Source organism: Psychrobacter sp. CX97 (assembly GCF_057396285.1).
Genome location: NZ_JBXYJE010000016.1, coordinates 21,527 through 46,849 on the forward strand (window position 1 = coordinate 21,527; position 25,323 = coordinate 46,849).

16 protein-coding genes and 4 tRNA genes are annotated in these 25,323 nt (G+C 40.6%); all 20 read right to left on the reverse strand.

Annotated features, from left to right (window positions below; translation table 11 throughout):
- Positions 1-18: 18 nt before the first annotated feature.
- A complete protein-coding gene (locus AC2SLL_RS11295; protein WP_486531795.1) occupies positions 19-2,412 on the reverse strand; it encodes a cytochrome c biogenesis protein CcdA in 2,394 nt (797 codons plus the stop codon).
- Positions 2,413-2,704: 292 nt separating this feature from the next.
- On the reverse strand, positions 2,705-3,151 hold the full coding sequence (gene gspG, locus AC2SLL_RS11300; protein WP_486531796.1) for a type II secretion system major pseudopilin GspG: 447 nt from the start codon (positions 3,149-3,151) through the stop codon (positions 2,705-2,707).
- Positions 3,152-3,274: 123 nt separating this feature from the next.
- Entirely contained in the window at positions 3,275-4,480 is a 1,206-nt protein-coding gene (gspF, locus tag AC2SLL_RS11305; RefSeq protein ID WP_486531797.1) for a type II secretion system inner membrane protein GspF, read from the reverse strand.
- Positions 4,481-4,645: 165 nt separating this feature from the next.
- Entirely contained in the window at positions 4,646-5,644 is a 999-nt protein-coding gene (locus AC2SLL_RS11310; protein WP_486531798.1) for a hypothetical protein, read from the reverse strand.
- Positions 5,645-5,882: 238 nt separating this feature from the next.
- A tRNA-His gene (locus AC2SLL_RS11315) sits at positions 5,883-5,958 on the reverse strand.
- Positions 5,959-6,030: 72 nt separating this feature from the next.
- A tRNA-Arg gene (locus AC2SLL_RS11320) sits at positions 6,031-6,107 on the reverse strand.
- A 123-nt stretch (positions 6,108-6,230) separates the two neighbouring features.
- Positions 6,231-6,307 (reverse strand) — tRNA-Pro (locus AC2SLL_RS11325).
- Between the two features lie 148 nt (positions 6,308-6,455).
- Positions 6,456-7,955 carry a 5-methylcytosine restriction system specificity protein McrC gene (locus tag AC2SLL_RS11330; RefSeq protein WP_486531799.1) on the reverse strand — a complete coding sequence of 500 codons (1,500 nt, stop codon included), beginning with the start codon at positions 7,953-7,955 and terminating at the stop codon, positions 6,456-6,458.
- 103 nt (positions 7,956-8,058) lie between these two features.
- Entirely contained in the window at positions 8,059-9,510 is a 1,452-nt protein-coding gene (locus tag AC2SLL_RS11335; protein WP_486531800.1) for an McrB family protein, read from the reverse strand.
- A gap of 254 nt (positions 9,511-9,764) precedes the next feature.
- Complete coding sequence (locus AC2SLL_RS11340; protein WP_486531801.1) at positions 9,765-10,274, reverse strand: DUF6586 family protein; 510 nt, start codon at positions 10,272-10,274, stop codon at positions 9,765-9,767.
- Positions 10,275-10,792: 518 nt separating this feature from the next.
- Positions 10,793-15,022 (reverse strand): DNA-directed RNA polymerase subunit beta', encoded by a 4,230-nt coding sequence (gene rpoC / locus AC2SLL_RS11345; protein ID WP_486531802.1) that lies wholly within the window; start codon positions 15,020-15,022, stop codon positions 10,793-10,795.
- 200 nt (positions 15,023-15,222) lie between these two features.
- Positions 15,223-19,341 (reverse strand): DNA-directed RNA polymerase subunit beta, encoded by a 4,119-nt coding sequence (rpoB, locus tag AC2SLL_RS11350; protein WP_486531803.1) that lies wholly within the window; start codon positions 19,339-19,341, stop codon positions 15,223-15,225.
- A gap of 561 nt (positions 19,342-19,902) precedes the next feature.
- Complete coding sequence (gene rplL / locus AC2SLL_RS11355) at positions 19,903-20,277, reverse strand: 50S ribosomal protein L7/L12 (RefSeq protein WP_486531804.1); 375 nt, start codon at positions 20,275-20,277, stop codon at positions 19,903-19,905.
- A gap of 91 nt (positions 20,278-20,368) precedes the next feature.
- The gene (rplJ, locus tag AC2SLL_RS11360; RefSeq protein WP_486531805.1) at positions 20,369-20,896 is read right to left on the reverse strand and encodes a 50S ribosomal protein L10; all 528 of its coding nucleotides are present in this window, start codon (positions 20,894-20,896) and stop codon (positions 20,369-20,371) included.
- Between the two features lie 422 nt (positions 20,897-21,318).
- Positions 21,319-22,020 (reverse strand): 50S ribosomal protein L1, encoded by a 702-nt coding sequence (rplA, locus tag AC2SLL_RS11365; protein ID WP_486531806.1) that lies wholly within the window; start codon positions 22,018-22,020, stop codon positions 21,319-21,321.
- Positions 22,021-22,452, reverse strand: a complete 432-nt coding sequence (gene rplK, locus AC2SLL_RS11370; protein ID WP_486531807.1) for a 50S ribosomal protein L11 — start codon at positions 22,450-22,452, stop codon at positions 22,021-22,023.
- Between the two features lie 87 nt (positions 22,453-22,539).
- Positions 22,540-23,070: a transcription termination/antitermination protein NusG gene (nusG, locus tag AC2SLL_RS11375; protein WP_486531808.1), complete on the reverse strand. Its 531-nt coding sequence runs from the start codon at positions 23,068-23,070 to the stop codon at positions 22,540-22,542.
- A gap of 144 nt (positions 23,071-23,214) precedes the next feature.
- The gene (gene secE / locus AC2SLL_RS11380) at positions 23,215-23,688 is read right to left on the reverse strand and encodes a preprotein translocase subunit SecE (protein ID WP_486531809.1); all 474 of its coding nucleotides are present in this window, start codon (positions 23,686-23,688) and stop codon (positions 23,215-23,217) included.
- Positions 23,689-23,811: 123 nt separating this feature from the next.
- A tRNA-Trp gene (locus AC2SLL_RS11385) sits at positions 23,812-23,887 on the reverse strand.
- A 284-nt stretch (positions 23,888-24,171) separates the two neighbouring features.
- Positions 24,172-25,323: elongation factor Tu (gene tuf, locus AC2SLL_RS11390; protein WP_486530168.1), on the reverse strand; the 1,152-nt coding region annotated here is incomplete at its 5' end.

Below are 25,323 nucleotides of genomic sequence, written 5' to 3' on the forward strand. Positions count from 1 at the left end.
AGAATAGTTTTTGAATAACTACAAACTTGCTAAGGTTTGCTCAAACTCAGTGCGACCGATAGTACCTACTTGTTGCGCTTGTAACCTACCGTTAACAAAATAAAGTAGCGCAGGCGGACCAAACAAACGTAGTTCAGACAAAATGCGCTCTGAATTTGCAGTGGTGTCAGTGACATCAAGCTTAACCACTTGCCAGTTTTGAAGTGACGCAGGCCGATTAGTGAAAAGCGTTTTGTCCATGATACGACATTCAACACACCACTCAGCAGTCACATCAACCAATACCTTATCTTTTTGTTGAATAACAGGTATTAACTCATCTAGACTGGTCATGTACATATCAGTATTATTAATGGGTTGAGTCGCAGGCATCATCGTAGAGCCAAGACTGACGGTGGCATTTTTATTTTCAAGCTGATTGGTTTCAGCAAAGTTATTTTCAGGCACATTATTTTCAATGGGAGCGCTTTCAACCAGCACAGGCTTCGTTTTAAACATACTCAGCGGCTGCCACACATCATGGCTACCCATCGCTGCACCCACCAAAGATATGGCAGACCAAAACGCAAAAATCATGGCTATCGCCTTAGAAAGTATGATGCCCCTTCCAGACCATCGCCAAGCCCAGCTAGCCACTACCATAAACCATAGCGCCCATAGCATTAGCATAATCGGACTAATGAGCACACGTTCAATGAGCAATAACGCCACTGCAAAAAGAAGCAGCGCAAAGCCTTGTTTAATCCAATTCATCCATTCGCCTGCTTTCGGCATTATATTGCCTTGAGTAACCCCTAAAAGCATCAGTGGCGCTGAAAGGCCAAAACCTAGCATAAATAACGCCGCAAAACCGAGTAAAGGATTGCCAATAGTAGAGACAGCTAACAAAGCCCCAAACAACGGGGCAGAAACACAAGGAGAAACCACTAAAGCCGATAAAAATCCAGCAATGAAGCTACCAAATGTACTGCCTAGATGACGATCCCCTGCCCGACTGGCCGACTGCATCTTTTGTTTAAGACTGTTGGGAATGGGTAAGCGAAATATGTCCAACATGTATAACGCTAGCAACATGAATACTACGGCAAAAGCGACTAAGATTACTGGGTTTTGCAACCAACCTATAATACCTAAGGACTGTCCAAATATGGCAATAAGTGCACCCAGTATACCGTAGGCGATAGCAACGCCAAGTGCATAACTGCCACTCAACACTAAGCCTTTTTTTGCTGTTGGGGTATGCTGACGGGCGATAATATTACTCACAATAGGCAGCATAGGTAGCACACAGGGTGTGAATGCTAAGCCAAGCCCCGCTATAAATAGTAACCCTAATGCCAACCAAGGGTGTTTAGCCAACCCAAACGGATCTTGATCTACCACACCGCCTAAGTTTAATCCACCATCGTTTTGGCTAGACGCATTACTGATAGCACTTTGACCTACATTACCTTGGGGTGTAGAACTTTGGTCTAAAGAGCTAAGCGGTAAGTTTAGGTTTACAGCGCTTTGCTCAGTATTTAACAATGTCTCATCAGTGGCATTTATATCGTCATTAAATGCGTTGTTTACCGATGAGGGTACACTCTCCACACCAGCTGTGGTGTCTTCTGATATCTCATTTACTTGATTATCTGAACCCAACATACCTTGCTCAGTAGGGGCACGGCTTGATTTAAGATTAATGTTGTTGTTTTTATTGCTACTAAGCTGGTTTTTATCGGTTTGATTTGCTGTCCGAGTTTCAGTTTGTGATTCTATTTCAGACGTTTTTTGTTTGACTGGTTTTTTGGCTTCAGTATTTACCTGTTGTTTTGGGTTTGACGCAGTTTTTTTATCCACCTTAGTAGAGGGTGCTGCTGGCAAATTTATTGAAACCTTCTGTGTTTGTGGTGGGTAACAAAGCCCCGCCTTAGCACATCCTTGCCATGTTAGAGTCACATCTTGCTGAATTGGATTTGCAGTTGTGTTGGTTAAAGTTGCCGTAGCTGTAACTTGATTTTGATCAAATACGGCAACCTTACCAAAATAGGGATCATCGATAGAATGTGTAGGTTTAGAGAACGTAAATGCACTGGCCGTTACCCCATCGGGTAGGCGTAACTTAAATTTATCTTTATATACATAATGTTCTGGCGTTATATCAATCGATACAGTTAAGGTACTGCCCTGCTGGGTGGGGGTAATACTAAAAGCTTGATCTACTTTTAAAAACTCCTTTTTACCGGTATCTACCTGACTACTGTCAAATAAATCAGCTAAGCCAGCCGCATTAGCTTGTATAAAGCTGGTCATACTCAGCATAAGCACCATTAACAAAGCCATCATAGACTTCATAATTAAATTGCCAATATTTTTTTGGTTAGAGACATCATACTGATTGACGTTTTTAGTACTAAATATATCTTTCACTTATCACACCACACTAAATTTAATAACCGAATAAAAGCCATTGTAGCCGTTAAAACCATCATAACCATCAAAATTAGGATAGTGAGGTAAAACAGGAGCAATGGCTGAAATTTAACTGGCTGAAATTTAAAAAGCACCGCTATCTATATCATCATAGATAGCGGTACTTAATAGCCGTACTGAATAATCAAGCTAAGTAGTTTAGCTGGCCTTACAACTACCTGATAGGTATCTTTTGTTATGAATACTTACTAGTTTATCTATTTTATTCAGCTACTTAATATAGGTCTGCTTACGGTGTTGCATAAATATCGGCATCCAAATCTTCACCACCCTGCTTACCATCGGCACCTAATGAAAATAAATCGTACGGTCTGCCCTCAGTTCCGGGTGCGACATATTGCAAATCATTATCCCAACTATCTTGAGGGTATCCACCTTTGATATACCCTCCTTCAGGGTAGTTTTTAGCATCCGCTGGCGGTGTCACTAAGGCATCTAGACCTTGAGCCGTTGTTGGATAGCGTGAATTATCAACTCGATAGGAATCCAGGGAGTTCGATACCGTCGCTAAGATGGTTTTAGTGGTATCCACTCTTGCTTTATCACTTTGCCCGACTACACGAGGTACTACCAGACCCGCTAAAATGGCTAAAATAACAATCACAACCATAATTTCAATAAGAGTAAAGCCTTTTTGTTGATGGGCAGTCGCATTTTTTATAAAATTTTTATTCATAGTTTATTCTTCTTATCTGACATTAACCAACGCGAAATTTGTGAAAAAATACTATCATAAATCAATTGTATTCGATAGCCTAACATGGTGTCTATCGACAGTAGCCCACTTAGGGTAACCGACCTACTTAGCCAGATCGTTCATATTGACAATTGGCAGCATCACTGCCATGACAATAATCATCACAACCACTCCCATAAAAACTAGCATTAACGGTTCCAATAAAGCCAGCATCGTACTGATAAAGTTAGTAGCTTCTGCTTCTTGCATGTCAGCCGCACGCCCGAGCATATCTTCTAACTCGCCAGAATTTTCACCACTTTTAATCATTTGCACCATCATCGCAGGGAAATATGGCGACTGTTCCAGTTGACTCGACAAACTGGCGCCTTCAGTGACCTTTTCAGCTGCTGATCCAACCGCTTTCTTGATATGGCTATTAGTGATTACCGCAGCGCTAATTTGTAATGCTTCCACCAATGGCACACCGGAACGAACTAGAATAGATAAAGTGCTAGCAAAGCGGGCAGCATTTAAGCTTTTCGTTAATCGAGAAAAAATAGGCAGTCTTAACATTAAGCTATCAAAACTATGACGACCTAGCTCAGTTTTCACAAAGCGCAAACCCATGATAATAGCCAAAATTACAATCGCTATGATTAACCACCACCACTGCGTTATGATACCAGAAAGTCCCATAACCACTTGTGTAACCAGTGGTAGCGCTTGTTCAGATTGTTCAAAAACTTTTACAATTTTAGGCACGACAAAACTCATAAGCCCCATAATGACCACGAATGCCATGACCATTAGGACAACTGGATAAATCATAGCACCCTGTATTTTCTTTTGCAGAGCAAAGCGATTCTCTGTGTAGTCGGCCAGTTGCTTCAAGATTAAGTCTAGGTGCCCTGATTTCTCGCCTGCAGCGACAGTTGCGGTATATAGAGTTGGGAAATTAGTCGCTTTCTCCAAAGCTCTTGCGAATCCATATCCCTCAAGCACTAATGAGCGCACTGATAACATAATGGATTTTACATGGTGTTTTTCGGTTTGCTTAGCAACGGATGCCAAGGCCTCCTCAAGTGGAATTGATGCAGCCAATAATACTGAAAGCTGACGGGTAATTAACGCTAGATCATATGCAGATATTTTTTTGGGCGACCGCTTTTTTTCACGAGTATTATTCTGCTCAACCACATCTACTTCGACAGGCAGTAAACCTTTTGCACGAAGATCCTGTCTAACTTGACGCGCCGAATCGCCTTGTAATACGCCTTTTTTAACCTTACCTAGAGTGTCTAAAGCTTTATAGTTATATGCGGGCATAGCAACCTTAAAATAGCCACCTTAGAAAAACAACCTAAAAAGGTGACAAAATTAGAAGACAATAACATTAAAAAATAAATGAACAGATCAATTCTAATGACTGACCTGAAAATAATCTAAGTTAGATTTAACCTATTCATCATATCTCTATTAATCAGGGCTTTCTTAATCATAATTAGAATGGGTCGGCATATCTGGCATCAAACCGCCAGTTAGTAACGCATCTAAATGAGATATCTGTTGTTTTTTATCAAACTCATTTACTTCAGCGATTAGCATTTTCTCAACCTGCTTGTCCAATCTATACATACTAAGTCTGGCACTGAATATAGCAAGTTGGTAAATACGCCGTTTACAATGCACATCGAGCCCTTGTAACAAACGTACCATTTTTGCCGTATCAAGTGTCGCATACTCATAATCAGCTACTGCACTTTTGGGTAGGGGTGTAACACTATAAGAGAGGGATAAATGTGCCAAATAATAACAGCTAAACAAATAACCCAATACATGCCCAATAAAATATGCACGGTCATAAGTATAGCTCATAACCCCAAAGTGTCCCAATATATAACTATTCAAACTACTTTGATCAGCTACGCTACTTGTATCACGTAACCGCCCTACCGTGGGAAACTTCAGATGATTTTTATTACCAGAAGTAAACTGCCATCCTATCGGCTGTTGTGCTGGCATACGCCGTACAATATCGACAATTAAGTCGTCGATAACGTGTAGCTGTTGCCACATAGTTTCAGTTTTTGCTAAATCTAAAATACCACGCTGGTCTAATGAACGGACAGTTTGAAAACTCTTATGCTCAATAAGTTGTGCCTTTAACTCTTGCATCAAGTAAGTGGGTCTAATCGAAGGCTTAGCAGTATAAAAAAACTTGGCACGGGCTTGCTGCCTATTATATAAGGCAACTCTCTGTTTATTTACCTTTGCAATTTCAGCGCTATTGACGAGATTATTAACCGGTAATGGCTCACAATGATATAATGCCAGCAGCTCTTCTTTGGTTGTAGGAGGTAGATCAAACTTTGTCTCAGTTGTCGAGTTATCCTCCTCTTTGTTTTCAGTTTCAGGAAGGCTCATATCGGCTTTAGCCATTTTAGTTATTGGCAATTTATTTTTGACAATCGTAATTGTTGGCTTTCCCATGATGTCCACTCAAATTTATCTACGATATTACCTCTATAATAACATTTATAAAAAAACTCCACCCTATAACTTTTGCATTACTGAGACATAAATACAAAAAAGCCCTGAACAGAGGATCAGGGCTAAAATATTTGTTAGAAATTTACGTAGAACCAATTTAATTTAACTATCTAAGCGTTAAGAGACTAGAAATTGAATCACTACATGTGAAGTCGCTAGAATTTAATACTCTAAAATGTGGGGCGACTGATGGGACTTGAACCCACGACAACCGAGATCACAACCCGGGGCTCTACCAACTGAGCTACAGCCGCCATATTCAATACAATAGGTGTATCGAGAGTGCGTAGTATCGCTATTACCGCTTTTAATTTAACAGGCTAACGTGGTGCGCCTGGCAGGATTCGAACCTGCGACCACCTGCTTAGAAGGCAGATGCTCTATCCAACTGAGCTACAGGCGCTCATAGAGCTGACATTAACCTTGATAGTATACTATAACTTAAGAAAAGTATAATAAACCATAGTTCGGGTAAAATGTCTTATTTAATGCATAAAAAAAAGCCTGTAAGGCTCTATAAAAAAAGTGGTCGGAGTGATAGGATTCGAACCTACGACCCTCTGGTCCCAAACCAGATGCGCTACCAAACTGCGCCACACTCCGATATCTTTTCTTTTTTCGTATCAATGAAACTGCCCACTAACTTGTGGATTGCGTCACTGCTAACGAGGTGCATATAATAAGCCCAAGTCGTATTTCTGTCAACACCTTTTTTAAATATAAAATCAAACACACACTCAACAGTGTATTATCACTCAGTATCTTCAATGTCTCTTCGGCTCAAATTAAATGGTATAGCAGACATTTTCTTATCAGGAGCTCCTCCTGATACCTCTATTCTTTTATTAAAACCCAAAGTCATCGGAAAAACCAACCACGCATTTTCAGCGTTTAAATGGTTTTGATATACAAAAAGCTGATGCCAGTCAGAACCGTTGATGTCTTGAACTTTATTAATACTTTTATACTTAATATCTATTACATGCGTGACCTGCCCAGTGGCTGATTTTATATAGGCATCAGGGTTCAGTTTTTGAATCACTGTATTGTGGTTTGCTTCTACACTATCTGATGTTTTTCGCGTCGCATGCAGCAACCAATTAAAACTTGGTTGAACAATTAACTGACATCCAGCCATATTTTTGGTAACCCAACCTTCTAGCCTACTGAGCACCCAAGCTTCAAACGCATGATTCATATTAATCATGAGTGCTGGATAAGGAAGAGTTTGTGAGATATTTTCGGATGGATTAGACATTCGCCAATTCGATAGAGGCGCTGATAAATTACTTAGTATCCACCAACACCATGCCAAAGCTTCAGTGATCACGTTTAACTGTACAGGGTTTAACTGGTCTCGCCAGATTTTTTTACTTCTTTGTAAAGCCTGATAACTCATTTGCCAGCGATTTATTGGCAACGTTTTAATACCACTAAACACATTGTTTTTGCTCTGTGTTACCTTAGTATCGTTTAAGCACAGCAGTTGCTGCCAACCCGTTGCTAAAAAACGTTTAAGCCGATCATCATCCTCGAAAAATGCTTGCTCGCTATAAAGATAATGAGGGCGATGCCAATTAGATTTGAACTGCTCACTTAGGTTTAACTTACCTCTGGCTTGAGGATGATTTTGCGAGCGTGTGTGATACTTATTAGGTAGTATATTTTCTGCAGCAGCAATTTTTTCACAGGCAGTATTAAGCAGCCACTCATACCATGGGTCACTGTTATTAATGCCCGTATTATGGGTAGTAGATATGTTGTCTAGCGGTAGATGCAATAAGTGAGTAAATGAACTATCAAAATTATGAGACTTATCAATAGCCGCAGATAAATCTATCGCAGGTATGATTTTTTGCAAATTATACTGGGCAATATCAGCAAGCATATTCCCTACCCACTCCCTAGCAAACTGTATTTCTTTTTGCTCACTATTTACCCGTATAGAGTGGATATTGGATTGCTTTGACGCTTGTGTGTTAATTAAAACGCTTTGAGTTGCGAATATCGCATTCGCACAAATGGCATTAACTTTAGGCAGTATTTCAATAGTAGCACCACTTGGTAATAAGATTTTGGCTAAGTAATGCCTTACCTGTAGATAAGTTTTACCTTGTTTAACACCTACGTTGAAACAAGGTAATTCATGTTTAATCAGGTACTCAAAATCCTGCTGATGTAAAAACACATCTCTACTTAAGCGTTGATGTTCAAAACAGGTAATGACCTGTGCTAAATGGGTGTTTTTCAAGCCATAATACCTATTTACATAATTTATTTACATAGCCTGTTACTTAAGATTAAACGTATATAAACTTACTTAAATGGTCGCTATTGTTGAATTATCAGGATGCTCATGACAACTTATACATTTGACGATAAGGTTCAGCACTTAAAAATACATTAGCTGAACCGTTTTTTTTCAGATCATTAAAGTCGCTATCTACTTCACTATTGGCAGCCTTTATGAATGCAGGTGTAAACGTCACTTGGCTATTATTTTGAGGCGTATGTTGCTGCTTATTAAAGCCATCGTCATTAAAGGTCGGTTTTGTATATCGTTTCAATACACACCCTTCGATGATATGATTATCGTCTACTTCTCCATACAATACTTGCTTTAGCAATGATTCAGTTTGAAATGGCGCGGCGATTTGCTTAATGTGATGCATTATTTGCGGAATGACTTGCCTGTACAATCGTCTTGCTAACTCAGCAATATCCGTTATACCCATAAAGTAAGAGTGTCCTAACTGAGCGTCGTCGCCTACTATAACCGCTATACGTTGATTAAATACGTCTAGCAATTTAGCCACATCAATTTCTACGCCTTGAGTATCGCTTACTACAGCCACTAATGAGCTATCGGGCTGACAGGTAACAAACTCAAAGCGACGCCTAAATGCCGTATCAAGCGCAGCTAACGAGTGATCCTGAGTGTTCATAGTGGCATAGATATCAACATTATTAGGCACACTAAATTGACGACCAGAGTAAGCCAATCGCACACTCATTGGTGTGATACTGCCTGCTCGCTTTGAAGGTTCAATAACACTCATCAGTTCACCAAATACTTGCGCCGTATTGGCTCGATTTATTTCATCAATCAACATTGCATAACGGTGTTCTGGGTCAGCAACAGCTTTATCACAAAGCGCGACAAATGCCCCATTTTGTATGTCGTACTGCATCTGCCCAGTTTGCGAGTTAATGCGCGGTCTAATCCCTTCTACAAACTCATCATATCCATATGACTGATGAAAGCTAACCATGCAGCTACGAATGACTTTGTGTGGCTGTTGCATTTGATAGGAGCTGTTATCACGATACAAAGCAATATGGTCAGCAAGCCGCTGTTGTAAATTCTTTTTAACTTCGTCGAGGATATACCAGTGGCTAGAAGCTGTTTTGTCAAAATAATAATTTGCAGAGCGTTGTGTGTAATTGACCGTTTTTGATTCAGGGTGCGCATGTATATTCAGTTGCACCCAGAGCGTTTGATTAATATTCTCATGACGATTGGTAGCCACCATTTTATCTTTAATAAGCGGATGACGCACCATTTCAGGCACCGTCATCATCCTATCTTCCAATAGTAAAACAGCACATACTACATCGCACCAACTAAGATGCTGGATTTGCTGTACCCGCCACTCAGCCCATGATGAATCAATGACTTCATCATAAAGTTGTTGAATAGCAAGAAGCCGATGGGTTTTACCTGTTCCTGCTACGCCAGTAAAAATTAAGTTTGTTGGCTCAGTAGGTAGGGTAAAAATGGGGTGTTTTAATAACTGATTATTCAAAATAGCCCTTGATCTAATTATTTTGTGACACTGTATTTAATAAGCCATATTCATAAAAGTTCAACCTTGTGATTGAGTTGTGGGGCGTTCTCATTTACAGTCACTTAGATGTTATAGGCTAAAAAGATCTATACCCCCATCAAACTGTGTCTGATTTCCAGCTAATATGTCTATATATTCTTCAAAATCATTCCTGTTTGACGACAATCTGTTCTATTTTTAGCTTAATAATGTAAATGAAGACATACCCTAGTTTAGTACTCAACCATACCGCCCCGCATTTCATCAATGAGTGACATAAACTCGCGTCGCCACTCTCTAATAGTATAGTCATCAGGTAGCCATTGATTTGATAACGTCACAACATTGACAATCAAATCCTGACTTGAGGGTTCGATAGAAACAGTGTCTGGAGACGGGGCATACTGGCAACGCTGATATGCCTTTAAAATATTAGCCAACACGCCTGACTCAACTGACTGCTTTAAACGTTGTATCTCTGGAGATACTAACGTCTTTTTAGATAAAGCCTGCTCAATATATTCAGCCGTTGGCTGGGTAGTATCAAGGGCATAAAAATGTGCTAACTCTTGCAAAAATGCTAAATAAGCGCCTTGCAAATGGTAGATAGCAGTCTCACAATAGGCCTGATAATACTGTTTATCGGTAGTTTCACCCGCCTGTTTACAGGCAATTCGACAAAAATAAAACTTTTGATTAGTGCGATCTGCTTGATAGCGAGCTACGCGCCCTTTGTCTGCCATAAACCCCTCTTTACTGCTAATATAGTGATGAGCTTCTATTCTATTATGATATCGATATAGTCTTGACTTGCCTAGTTGTACTTGCTTACTTACTCACTCTAATAAGATAGCTCATATATACACTGAGTTACCTTATCCAGTATTACCATATATAGCTTTATCTTATATAGTCAAAGTAATTTTAATCGATTGTCGTCTGGCTTTTTATTCAACTGTGCTATAGTCAGCGAACTACTAAACGGTTACGGCGTTAACCTCGTTAAGTCTACTCCAGTAGTACTTGCACTCGGTTGCCTTGTAACCATTTTAGACTTCTTTGACTATATCTGCTTTTGACGGTATTGTAATCATTTTAGACGATGTCGAATCTCGTGTTTTGTTATTAACATTTGTGTTGTTCAATGTACCATAAAAAAAGAAATACTATTATAAACTTGCTGAAATATTCCATCAAAAAAGCCAGCTTAAAGCTGGCTTTTTATGTTTAACAAAAATATTACCTAGATAATCAGAACATATTACTGACCTGGTTTGTCTTGACTCAACTCTTGAGCAAAGGCTTCATCAAAGCTTCTAAAGTCTTGAGCAGATGAACTTGCATCAACATCAAAAGCAGCATCTAAAGCACTATCAACGTCGTAAACAGGTTTACCTTCTTTCTCAAGTTTACGCGCATTATGATATGCAAGACCAGTACCGGCAGGAATTAAACGACCTACCACGACGTTCTCTTTGAGGCCACGTAGTTCATCTACTTTACCAGTAACTGCAGCCGCTGTTAGCACACGTGTTGTTTCCTGGAAAGAAGCGGCTGAGATAAAGCTCTCAGTAGCCAAGCTCGCTTTTGTAATACCCAACAATTGGCGCTCAAACTTAACTGGGAACTTATCATCTGCAATAAGCTGCTCATTGAGTGCTTTAACATCAGCATATTCAACTTGATCACCTTTGAAGTAATTTGAATCACCTGCATCAGTTACTTCTACTTTACGAAGCATCTGACGGATAATGACTTCAATGTGCTTATCATTGATTTTAACGCCCTGCAAGCGATAAACATCTTGTACTTCGTTAACGATATAGTTTGCGAGAGCAGTTTCACCTTGCAAACGCAAAATGTCATGCGGATTTAATGGACCATCCGCAATCACTTCGCCACGGGCAACGGTTTCGTTTTCAAATACGTTAATTTGACGCCATTTTGGAATCAACTCTTCGTGAACCTCGCCCTCATCATTGGTAATGATAAAGCGGTTTTTACCCTTGGTCGCTGTACCAAAGCTAACCACCCCTGACATCTCTGCCATGATGGCATGATCTTTAGGACGACGTGCTTCAAATAAGTCAGCAACCCGTGGCAGACCACCAGTAATATCCTTGGTACCCGAAGTGGCTTGTGGCACACGGCCAAGGATCGAACCTGCTGTTACATCTTCGCCATCTGAAACACGAATGATAGTTTCTGCAGGTAAGAAATAAACCACCTCTTTACCTTCAATCGTATCTAGAATAATCGCTGGACGTAAATCTTTAGCGCTAGTTTGTCTATCTTTTGCGCCTAAAATCTCAAATGAACTCATGCCAGTAGCATCATCAATTTTAACGGTTGCAGTCACGCCATCAGTGATATCACTGAAACGTGCTTTACCCGCAAACTCTGTGATAATTGGGTGAGTGTGTGGATCCCATTTAGCAATAGATTGACCTGCTTCAACCGTATCGCCATCTTTTAAAAGTACGCTAGAACCGTAAGGTACTTTATAACGTTCACGCTCACGGCCTACATCATCAGCAACACCAATCTCAGCAGAACGAGAGACGATAACTAAATGGCCATCCACGTGTTCTACAGTCTTCATGTTATGGAAACGAACTGTACCTGCGTTACGTACGGCAATACTGTTATCTACAGAAGTTGAACTTGCTGCACCACCTACGTGGAAGGTACGCATGGTTAACTGGGTACCTGGCTCACCGATTGATTGAGCCGCCATGACACCAACAGATTCGCCAATATTTACTTTATGACCCCGTGCAAGGTCACGTCCATAACATTGTGAACACACACCATGCGGCACATCACAAGTAATGACTGAACGTACCCATACTTCATCAATACCATTACTGTCAATAACCGTGACGCCATGCTCATCGATTAGCTTACCAGCAGGTAACAGGACTTCATTTTCACTATTTACCACATCACGTGCTACCACACGACCAAGCACTCGATCACCTAGTTTTTCAATGATCTCGCCACCTTGGATATGCGGTATCATGCGGACGCCTTTCTCAGTACCGCAATCATCTTCAGTGATTACTAAATCTTGCGCAACGTCAACTAGACGACGTGTTAAATAACCCGAGTTAGCCGTTTTAAGTGCAGTATCCGCCAAACCTTTACGTGCACCGTGAGTGGAGATGAAGTACTGTAGTACGGTTAAGCCTTCACGGAAGTTTGCTTTAATTGGTGTTTCGATGATTGAGCCATCTGGCTTAGCCATCAGTCCTCGCATACCAGCAAGCTGTCGAATCTGTGCCGCACTTCCACGCGCACCAGAATCTGACATGATAAAGATAGAGTTAAACGATTTCTGTTCTTCTTCTTCACCTTGAGCATTAATAACGATATCAGTAGATAAATTATCCATCATCGCTTTAGCAACTTTATCATTGGTGCGCGACCAGATATCAACGACTTTGTTATAGCGCTCACCTGCCGTTACGAAGCCTTGTTCAAACTGTTGCTCAATTTCACGTACTTCAGCATCGGCTGCTTCAAGTAGCTCTTTCTTCATCGGTGGGATAACCATATCTTCGATACCGATAGACACACCCGATAGAGTTGCTTGAGCAAAACCTAGATACATTAATTGGTCAGCAAACACAACGCTGTCTTTTACCCCACGTGTACGGTAGCAAGAATTCATTAGTTTTGAGATGTTCTTTTTGGTCATCTCAACGTTACACTCTTCAAACTTCATACCTTTTGGCATGATGTTCCAAATTAGCAAACGACCAGCAACCGTGTCTTTCAATGACGTTTTCTCAGTTGCTTCGCCTTCTGGATCGATGACTGTTTCAGTAACACGTACTTTAATCTTAGCGTTAACATGCAGGTCATTTGAACCAATCGCGCGCAGGGCTTCATTGACCGTAGCGAAAATCATACCTTCGCCTTTTGCATTCACTGATGAACGGCTAATGTAGTAAAGCCCCAACACAACGTCTTGCGACGGAACAATAATCGGATCACCGTTAGCAGGTGATAAGATGTTGTTCGTCGACATCATGAGTACACGGGCTTCTAACTGTGCTTCTAGTGTCAACGGCACATGTACTGCCATTTGGTCACCGTCGAAGTCAGCGTTGAATGCAGTACAAACGAGAGGATGTAGTTGAATGGCCTTACCTTCAATTAACACTGGCTCGAATGCTTGCAAACCAAGTCTATGCAGTGTTGGTGCTCGGTTAAGCATAACAGGATGCTCGCGGATAACCATCGCCAACATATCCCACACTTGTGGCTCTTCACGTTCTACCATCTTTTTGGCTTGCTTGATAGTAGTCGCCATACCGTGTGACAATAGTTTTGAGTAAGTAAATGGCTTGAATAACTCAAGCGCCATTTTCTTAGGTAAACCACATTGATGTAGACGAAGGGTTGGACCAACAACAATGACTGAACGGCCTGAGTAATCAACACGCTTACCCAATAAGTTCTGACGGAAACGACCTTGCTTACCTTTAATCATGTCAGCAAGTGATTTTAATGGACGCTTATTACTGCCGGTAATGGCACGACCACGACGACCATTATCAAGCAGTGCATCAACCGACTCTTGCAGCATACGCTTTTCGTTACGTACGATAATATCTGGTGCATTAAGCTCCAATAGGCGTTTTAAACGGTTATTACGGTTGATAACACGACGATATAAATCGTTTAAGTCAGACGTCGCAAAACGACCCCCTTCAAGTGGTACAAGCGGACGTAAATCTGGTGGTAGAACAGGTAGAATTGACATTACCATCCACTCAGGCTTGTTATTAGAGTCACGGAATGCTTCTAATAGTTTAAGACGCTTAGACATCTTCTTAAGCTTAGTTTCAGAGCCAGTTTGTGGAATGGTTTCACGTAGCTCGTCTATCTCAAGATCAATGTCAATATCTTTTAATAAGTCTTGTACAGCTTCAGCACCCATTTTAGCGATGAATTCATCACCAAACTCTTCTAGCGCTTTATAGTAATCCTCATCATCAAGCAATTGATATTTCTCAAGTGAGGTCATACCAGGATCAGTTACTACATAGCTTTCAAAATACAATACACGTTCAATATCGCGTAAGGTCATGTCTAATAACAAACCAATACGGCTTGGTAATGACTTTAAGAACCAAATATGAGCCACTGGGCTAGCTAGATCAATATGACCCATACGGTCACGCCGGACTTTAGCCGTGGTCACTTCTACGCCACATTTTTCGCAGATGACGCCTTGGAATTTACGACGCTTATACTTACCACACAAACACTCGAAATCTTTTACTGGGCCGAATATTTTGGCACAAAAAAGACCGTCACGCTCAGGCTTAAATGTACGATAGTTTATGGTTTCCGGTTTTTTTACTTCGCCATGTGACCATGATTTGATGGTCTCTGGAGACGCTAATGAAATTTGAATGCTGTCAAATTCACGTTTGCCGTTGTCGGCAGGGCTTTTCATAATATCGAGTAAATCTTTCAAGTTGCTTCTCCGTTATATGTGTTCACGGCTTAAGTCACAATCAACACTATCTGAATTTTAATGTTTTTTGGCACTAATACCGTTTGAAGGCAATGAATGTGTTGAGTTAAAGGCTTATTAGAGTTTAGATCTTAAACTCTTAATAAACGAATCAAGCGTAGAGATGAGACAACTATCCTCTCACCTCTACTTTAGCTAGATTAGCTGTTGTCTTTTAACTCAATATTAATACCCAGTGACTTAATTTCTTTAGTCAATACATTGAATGACTCCGGCATACCCGGATCCATGTATTGTTCACCATCAACGATGTTTTTATACATACGAGTACGACCTTCAACATCATCAGACTTCACGGTTAACATTTCTTGCAGGGTGTACGTTGCACCGTATGCTTCCAATGCCCAGACCTCCATCTCACCGAAGCGCTGACCACCGAATTGTGCTTTACCACCTAATGGCTGTTGCGTTACTAGAGAATATGACCCTGTTGAACGCGCATGCATTTTGTCATCCACTAAATGGTTTAGTTTCAACATGTACATGTAGCCCACTGTAACAGGTCTATCAAACTGCACACCTGTACGACCATCATATAAAATCTGCTGTCCAGATTTGTTAAATCCAGCAAGCTCTAATAGCTGATCAATTTGCGACTCATGAGCACCATCAAATACTGCTGTGCCCATTGGTACACCAGCACGTAAATTTTCTGCTAATGCCATGATGTCGTCATCAGACAAACTGTCTAAGTCAACTTGTTCACCGCCAACTTGGTTATAAATCTTATCCAAGAATTCACGTAGTTCAGAAACAGCAGCTTGCGCTTTAATCATACTGTTAATTTTATCACCAAGCCCTTTAGCAGCCATCCCTAAATGTGTCTCCAGAACCTGACCAATGTTCATACGAGACGGAACCCCTAATGGATTTAGAACAATATCAACGGGGTTACCATTTTCATCATAGGGCATATCTTCAACTGGCATAATACGAGAGACGACACCTTTGTTACCATGACGACCTGCCATCTTATCACCAGGCTGGATGTGACGCTTAACTGCTAAATAGACCTTAACAATTTTTTGAACGCCGTGTGCTAAATCATCGCCTGACGTCAATTTGCGTTTTTGTTCAGCAAATTTAGAGTCGATGTCTTTTTGCTTATCCGTTAAGAATTCAGCAATTTGAGTTAAACGCTCCGCAATTTCTTCTTCGACTGGCTGAATATCTAGCAATGTTTCAAGAGACATTTCATTTAACTCAGCTGCAGCCATAGTGGTGCCAGATTTTAGCCCTGCACCACCACTTATAGTTTGTCCATCAAGCAATGTACTGATACGACTACGAGCCGCTTCTTCAAAGATACGTAGCTCTTCTTTTAAATCTTTACGATAATTATCAAGCTGAGACTTCTCAATGGCACGAGCACGAACGTCTTTTTCCACCCCATCACGGGTATAAACTTGCACGTCAATAACCGTACCTTTAGTAGATGAAGGAACGCGCAAAGAGGTATCTTTTACATCGGCTGCTTTTTCGCCAAAGATGGCTCTCAGGAGTTTTTCTTCAGGGGTCAGTTGCGTTTCACCTTTTGGCGTTACTTTACCCACCAAGATATCACCTGCATCTACCTCAGCACCAATGTAGACAATACCTGCTTCATCTAGACTAGATAGGGCGGCCTCACCAACATTTGGAATATCTGCTGTAATCTCTTCAGTACCAAGCTTAGTATCACGTGCAACACATGTTAATTCTTGAATGTGAATAGTAGTGAAGCGATCTTCTTTAACCACACGTTCAGATAGTAAAATTGAATCCTCAAAGTTATATCCGTTCCATGGCATAAATGCCACACGCATGTTCTGTCCAAGTGCCAATTCACCTAAATCAGTCGAAGGACCATCCGCTAGTATGTCTCCTATGGCAATTTCATCGCCTTGATTGACAATAATGCGCTGGTTAATGCAGGTGTTCTGGTTTGAACGTGTGTATTTAATTAAATTATAGATATCAATACCCGCCTCTCCAGCTTGCATCTCATCTTCATTCACACGAACGACAATACGTGAGGCATCAACATCTTCAATAACACCACCACGTTTGGCGATAACACAAACACCAGAATCACGAGCAACGTGACGCTCCATACCCGTACCAACTAATGGTTTATCCGCACGAAGTGTCGGAACGGCCTGACGTTGCATGTTAGAACCCATCAAAGCACGGTTAGCATCATCATGTTCTAGGAATGGGATTAAACTTGCAGCAATAGACACAACCTGACTTGGCGATACGTCCATATGGGTTACTTTATCGCTTGGCATACGTACCGATTCGCCACCACTACGTACCATTACCATGTCTTCAGACAATTCACCATTTTCATTCAATGCTGAGTCAGCCTGCGCGATAACCGTACCTACTTCTTCAATAGCAGATAAGTATTCAATGTCATCAGTCACTTTACCATTAACTACTTTACGATATGGTGTCTCTAAAAAACCAAATTCGTTAGTTTTAGCAAAGGTTGCCAAAGAGTTAATCAAACCAATGTTTGGACCTTCAGGTGTTTCAATAGGACATACACGGCCATAGTGGGTATTGTGAACGTCACGAACTTCAAAACCTGCACGTTCGCGCGTCAAACCACCTGGACCAAGCGCAGAAATACGACGCTTATGGGTAATTTCAGACAATGGGTTGTTCTGATCCATAAACTGAGACAACTGGCTTGAACCAAAGAACTCTTTCACTGCGGCAGCAACTGGCTTAGAGTTAATCAAATCTTGTGGTGATAAGTTATCAGATTCGGCTGAGCTTAAGCGCTCTTTAACTGCACGCTCTACACGTACAAGACCAACACGAAATTGGTTTTCAGCCATCTCGCCAACTGAACGAATACGACGGTTACCTAAATGATCAATATCATCCACTTCGCCGCGGCCGTTACGGATCTCGATAAGCTCTTTTAAAACATCAATAATATCTTGCTTTGATAAGACGCTTTGTTCACGTTTGATATCTGGATCATCTGTATTTTCAAAAGGGCGGCCTAGGCGACGATTGAACTTCATACGACCAACGTTAGACAAGTCATAACGATCTGCATTAAAGAACATACTGTCGAACAGCTTTTCGGCAGTTTCAATAGTCGGTGGCTCGCCTGGGCGCATAACTTTATAAATTTCGATTAGAGCTTGTTCACGGCTACCGGTACTATCAGCTCGTAAGGTATCAGCAATATAGGTACCTTGATCAATGTCATTAGTAAATAGAATCTTAAACTCTTTCACAGAGTCACTGGCTTCATAGCCACTTAATTTAACCAACAATTCATGGTCAATTAACGTATTCGCTTTTGCAACAACTTCATCGCCAACCACAATGTCTTCAGCTAGAATACGCTCATATAAATACTCATCAGGCACGGCAAGTTTGGTCATTCCCGCTTCTTCAATCTGACGAATACGGCGGGCATTAATGCGCTTACCTTGCTCAACTAACACGTTACCTTCAGGAGAAACGATATCAAACTGAGCCATTTCGCCACGTAGACGATCTGCCACTAGATCAATCTCAAACTGCTCTTCGCCTTTATAAACCGTCACTTTTTCAAAGAAAGTATCTAGGATTTCATCAGTTTCCATGCCTAAAGCACGTAAAATAATAGTACCCAATAGCTTACGACGACGGTCAATACGGGCAAATACTAAATCTTTAGCATCAAATTCAAAATCTAACCAAGAACCGCGATATGGAATGATACGCGCGTTATATAGTACTTTACCACTCGAATGCGATTTGCCTTTATCATGATCAAAGAAAACACCTGGTGAACGGTGCAACTGAGACACAATGACACGCTCAGTACCATTAATAATAAAGGTACCATTATTGGTCATTAATGGCATTTCGCCCATATATACATTTTGCTCACGGATATCTTTAATAGCAGCTTTGCTGTTTTTATCCTTACTATCTTTATCTTTAATGACTAAACGAATTTTGACACGTAAAGGCGCCGCATAGGTAGAGCCACGAAGAATACATTCACGCTCGCTAAATTCAGGGGTACCTAAATAGTATTCAACAAACTGAAGCTCAGCATTATTTGAATTACTTTCAATCGGAAAAATAGAAGAAAACGCAGCTTGTAGGCCAGTGTTCTCACGAGCTTTAGGCTTTTTATTTTCCTGTAGAAATTGTTCATAGGAATCCACTTGAATTGCTAAAAGATATGGAATGTCCATGACATTTGGCAACTCGGCAAAACTTTTGCGAATACGTTTTTTTTCAGTATAGGAATATGCCATCGAGAGTCCTTACAGTAGACAGTAAAATAAAAGTGATTCAATTTGAGATTGAGCGATCACTAATCACAGACAAAATGTCTAGAATCATCAGATTGAACAGTGAGATTGACCTTTGCTAACACGCTGTTTTTTTGTAACCCTACACTCAACTATTTCCAATACAGTCGCTTCTAAGCCCATTACAAACACTAAAAGCTAAATGGTTGAGTTGAAAGATTAATAAATTAATTTGATTAAAATTGCCGAATAACAGATACAAAAAAACCCCAAGCACGAATATGCCTAGGTTTTATTATATAGGATAGAAGCTAACAGTGTTTTAAACATGCAAATTGTCTGTCCCTTGGTCTGTATTATCGCTAAACGTTCGTTAAGCCGAATGTTGATGAGTATTAACGTGACGCCTGCCAACCATTTAGGCTAATACAAAAGGTCAAGTGCGGAATTATAGTATAATTAACTTTAAATTGCAAGAAAAAGCCAACAGTGCGGTTATACACTGCTGGCCTACTAATCACGAGACTGTGCTACAGATTAGTTAAGTAGCTAGAGCTAAATCTATTACTTAAGTTCTACAGTTGCACCAGCTTCTTCAAGCTTTTTCTTAAGCTCTTCCGCTTCAGCTTTAGGCGCGCCTTCTTTAATCGATGCAGGAGCACCTTCAACTAATTCTTTAGCTTCTTTAAGACCAAGGCCAGTTGCTTCACGAACTGCTTTAATAACAGCAACTTTCTTTTCGCCGAAGCTAGCAAGAACAACATCAAACTCGTCTTTTTCGTCAGCAGCAGGTGCAGCAGCGCCAGCAGCAGGTGCAGCAGCAACAGCAGCAGCAGCTGTAACGCCGAATTTTTCTTCCATATCACTGATAAGTTCAACAATGTCCATTACAGACATTTCAGCGATTGCGTTCAACACGTCATCTTTAGATAGTGCCATGGGATTTCTCCAGTTTCTGATAAATTAAATTAAAAGTGAGGCTCGTAAATGTAGACTCAAGCTACATTATGATGCCCAAAATCAAAAAAGCTTATGCGGCTTCTTTTGCGTCTTTTACTGCTGCAACCGTACGAACAAATTTGCTTGGAACTTCGTTCAAAGTTTGCGCAAGTTTGGTTACCGGTGCTTTCATAGTTGCCATCAAAATAGATAGGGCTTCGTCGCGTGTTGGAAGTTTAGAAACGCGTTCTAATTCCTCAGGACCAAACAACTCTCCACCAACTGCTACAAGCTTAGTTTCTAAAGCTTTATTTTCTTTCGCGAACTCATAAATAACTCGAGCAGCAGAACCTAAATCTTCAGTAGAAAAAGCCAATAACAATGGGCCTACCATTTTATCTGACATGCACTCAAAGCTTGTACCTTCAAAAGCACGCTTAGCAAGCGTGTTCTTAACCACTTTAAGTACAACACCTTTCTCACGAGCCTTAACACGTAACTCAGTCAATTGAGATACTTCAAGACCATGGTACTCGGCAGCAACTGCTGAATAAGCATTTGCAGCAACTTCAGACACTTCAGCCACAACTTTTTGTTTCTGTTCTAGCGTTAATGCCATGAGTTGACTCCTTAATCTCATCATCAATGCCGTTAAACAATGATGAATAGACATTTCTGTTACTTACAAATCAAAAAGATACTAAGATCTCTTAATTTGAAAGTAACGCTGATTACGGTACCTTTATCAGAATGGACAAAAAAGTTTATTGCCTAAAGACAACCTACTCCATGCACATACTTTTACGGCCACCGTCTGCGTAGGCCAATAAAAACTTTAAATCATTTAAGATGAAAATTTTTATCGATTAACAGCACAAACCAAAAATAGTCATAGTGCTTACCTACGGTCTTAGACAGCATAGCTTTGGCTAAGCTGACCTAATTTTTAAATTCGTTTACTAAATTTAATTGGTAACTATATTTTGTGAACTACGGGAGCCGCTAATGAGCAACTCCCCTTAGATAACTTAAGATAACTAATTACTTAGCGACCCGATATGGGATAGGATCTAATGTGATACCTGGGCCCATGGTACTAGAAATTGTTAACTTTTTAATATAAATACCTTTAGAAGTTGCAGGCTTAGCGCGTTTAATATCGCTTATTAGCGCTTTAACGTTTTGCTCAATTTGATCCACAGTAAAACCAACTTGACCAATAGTGGTATGAATAATACCTGCTTTATCAACACGGTATTGAGCCTGACCTGCTTTAGAATTGGCAACTGCTTCTGCAACATTTGGTGTTACTGTACCCACTTTAGGGTTAGGCATAAGGCCACGTGGTCCTAGGATTGTACCTAGTTGACCAACAACACGCATGGCATCAGGAGCAGCGATTACGACATCAAAGTCCATGTTACCTGCTTTGATTTCATCTGCTAAATCCTCCATACCAACAATGTCTGCACCTGCTTCTTTAGCAGCTTCAGCAGCAGCACCTTGCGCAAATACGGCAACACGCTTAGTTTTACCCGTACCTGCTGGAAGGTTAGTAGCACCACGCACAACTTGATCAGATTTACGAGGATCAACACCAAGATTGATAGCAATATCAACAGACTCTTTAAACTTAAGTGGCGGCAACTCATTTAAAATAGTTACTGCTTCTTCAAGTGTATATAGCTTTTCATTTTCTACACGTTCAGCAATCAACTTTTGACGTTTTGTAAGTTTACTCATTTAAACACCCTCCACAGTGATGCCCATTGAACGCGCGGTACCAGCAATGGTACGAACAGCCGCATCCATGTCAGCAGCGGTCAAGTCAGCTTGTTTTGTTTTTACGATTTCTTCAAGCTGTTCACGAGTAACTTTACCTACCTTCGTTACATTAGGTACACCAGAACCTTTAGCAATACCTGCTGCTTTAAGCAACAAGAATGCCGCTGGTGGCGACTTCATGATAAACGTAAATGATTTATCAGCGTATACTGTAATTTCAGTAGGAATAGGAAGACCTGGTTCCTGATTGGCAGTTGCTGCATTAAATTCTTTACAAAAAGCCATGATATTCACACCTTTTTGACCTAATGCAGGGCCAATTGGTGGTGAAGGGTTTGCTTTGCCAGCAGGCACTTGTAGTTTGATGTAACCATCAATCTTCTTAGCCATGATTTGTCTCCAATACGGGTAGTAGCGCTTATTCATAACTTTTTAAGCTACCTAAGTTATGAAATTAGCTCCCCGGTTAATTCATGTTTAGCTTAGTTTTTCAACCTTACTAAACTCCAGTTCGACCTGAGTTGGTCTATTAAATACATTTACGGTTAATTGTAATTTAGATTTTTCATAATCCACTTTTTCGACAAGACCTTTAAAGTCTGTAAACGGCCCATCAATAACCAGAACTTCTTCACCTGGTTCAAACAATGTTTTCGGACGTGGTGTTTCTTCATTTTGCTTCAGTCGGTTTAATATTCTATCAGCTTCAACTTGCGTAATTGGTGCTGGATTTTCTGGTGTGCCACCAATAAAACCGGTAATACGTGGGCATTCATTCACGATATGCCAAGTAGCATCATTCATTTCCATTTGTACTAAAACATAACCGGGAAAGAACTTACGCTCACTTGTGCGCTTTTTGCCATCTTTCATCTCAACAACTTCTTCAGTAGGTACTAAAACCTCACCAAAGCTGTCTGCATACTCACTACGGTTAATGCGATCCGTCAAATAGCGTTGGACTTGCTTTTCATATCCTGAAAATGCTTGCACGATATACCAGCGCATAAAGTTCTCCATGACGTAAATCTATATTCTACCAATTAAAAAAACAGGCCAAACGCTTATTTAAATAATAATAAGGTTAGCCTAATCATATCTTTATCTAAATATTACAAAAACAATATTAATAAAACTCAATATACTCGGACATTAACCAATAAAAAGTCCAACCAACCAATTAAAGAAATTATCTAAAATCCACACTATTAAGGCCACGATGCCAATAACCAATAAAGATTGCCATGTATATTGAATGGTCTCACTTTTTGTTGGCCATGTTACTCGACGCAATTCAATACTTGCATCTTTAAGTAACACTTTAAAAGCACTACCTTGACTAGTTAAAACCATGCAAATAATAGCGATGATAACTAATACAGCAATAATACCAATACGGATCCAAATATCGCTAGCGGGTTGCCAAACGCCTGGTAACTTATAGTTCACAAATGCGGCCATAATAAGGGCACTTATTGCAAATATCCATAACACTGTATCTTTTACAGAGCGTGGCTTTGCAACTTCAACTACTGAACTGTTAGAACTATTTTTCCCCAGCAAATCATGAGCGGTTTGTTTCGCTTCAGATAACTTGTTATCTAGGTTATCTTTTTGATTGCTCATAATTGGATTGCCTTACGAATCAGACGATAAATATTAAACCGCCTATTTTGTATACTGAAAGGATATTATTAGTGCTAATACTAAATAGCAGGGTAGACAGTCAAGAATTTCTTTTTTAAAAAATGGCAGGCGATGAGGGACTCGAACCCCCAACCCTCGGTTTTGGAAACCGATGCTCTACCAATTGAGCCAATCGCCTTTAGTTAAGGATGGCTATTATACAAGATTTTCTATACTTTGCAAGTTTTAACCGTTGGTCTATATAAATGATTAGACTTGCCTATACGCTTAGTCTATACCGGTTAATTATGAGAATTTTTAAAAAGTAAAATATTGAATTCAAACACTAGAATATTGAAGCTACACTAGATAATCTGCCTTATTTAGGATAGCCTCAATATTTTTGAATAACTAAAAAAACCGCCTCCAAAGGAAGCGGTTTCATCATACTTGTGCAAGAGAACTAGCGGTTCTACTATACTATTAGTCTTTAACAGTAGAGACAACACCAGCACCAACCGTACGGCCACCTTCACGGATAGCGAAGCGTAAGCCTTTGTCCATAGCGATTGGATGGATAAGCTCTACGCCCATCTCTACGTTATCGCCTGGCATAACCATCTCTGTACCTTCTTCTAACTGAATGGCACCAGTTACGTCAGTTGTACGGAAGTAAAACTGTGGACGGTATCCATTTAAGAATGGCGTGTGACGACCACCTTCTTCTTTTGATAATACGTATACTTCTGCGTCAAACTTGGTATGCGGTGTGATTGAACCTGGTTTTGCTAGTACTTGACCACGTTGTACTTCTTCTCGCTTAGTACCACGTAGTAGTACACCACAGTTCTCGCCTGCACGACCTTCGTCTAGTAGCTTACGGAACATCTCTACACCTGTACAGGTGGTTTTTTGAGTGTCTTTGATACCAACGATTTCAATCTCGTCGCCTACTTTTACGATACCTGATTCAACACGTCCGGTTACTACGGTTCCACGACCTGAGATTGAGAATACGTCTTCGATAGGCATTAGGAATGGCTTATCTACGTCACGTTCTGGTTCTGGTATGTAGGTGTCAAGGGTATTGAGTAGTTCTAGTACGGCTGGTTCGCCATAGGGGCCGTCGCTACCGTTTAGGGCTTCTAGGGCTGAGCCTTTGATGATTGGGGTATCATCGCCTGGGAAGTCATAGTCTGATAGTAGTTCACGTACTTCCATTTCTACTAGTTCTAATAGTTCTTCGTCGTCTACCATGTCACATTTGTTCATGAAGACCAAAATGTATGGTACGCCTACCTGACGTGATAATAAGATATGTTCACGGGTTTGTGGCATTGGGCCGTCTGTGGCTGATACGACTAAAATTGCGCCGTCCATTTGGGCTGCACCGGTAATCATGTTTTTTACGTAGTCGGCGTGACCTGGGCAGTCTACGTGAGCGTAGTGACGTGCTTCTGTGTCATATTCGATGTGTGAGGTGTTAATTGTGATACCACGTGCTTTTTCTTCTGGGGCACTGTCAATAGCTGCGTAGTCTTTTGCTTCGCCGCCTGATGTTTTTGCTGCTACGGTTGCTATAGCGGCTGTTAGGGTCGTTTTACCGTGGTCAACGTGGCCGATTGTACCTACGTT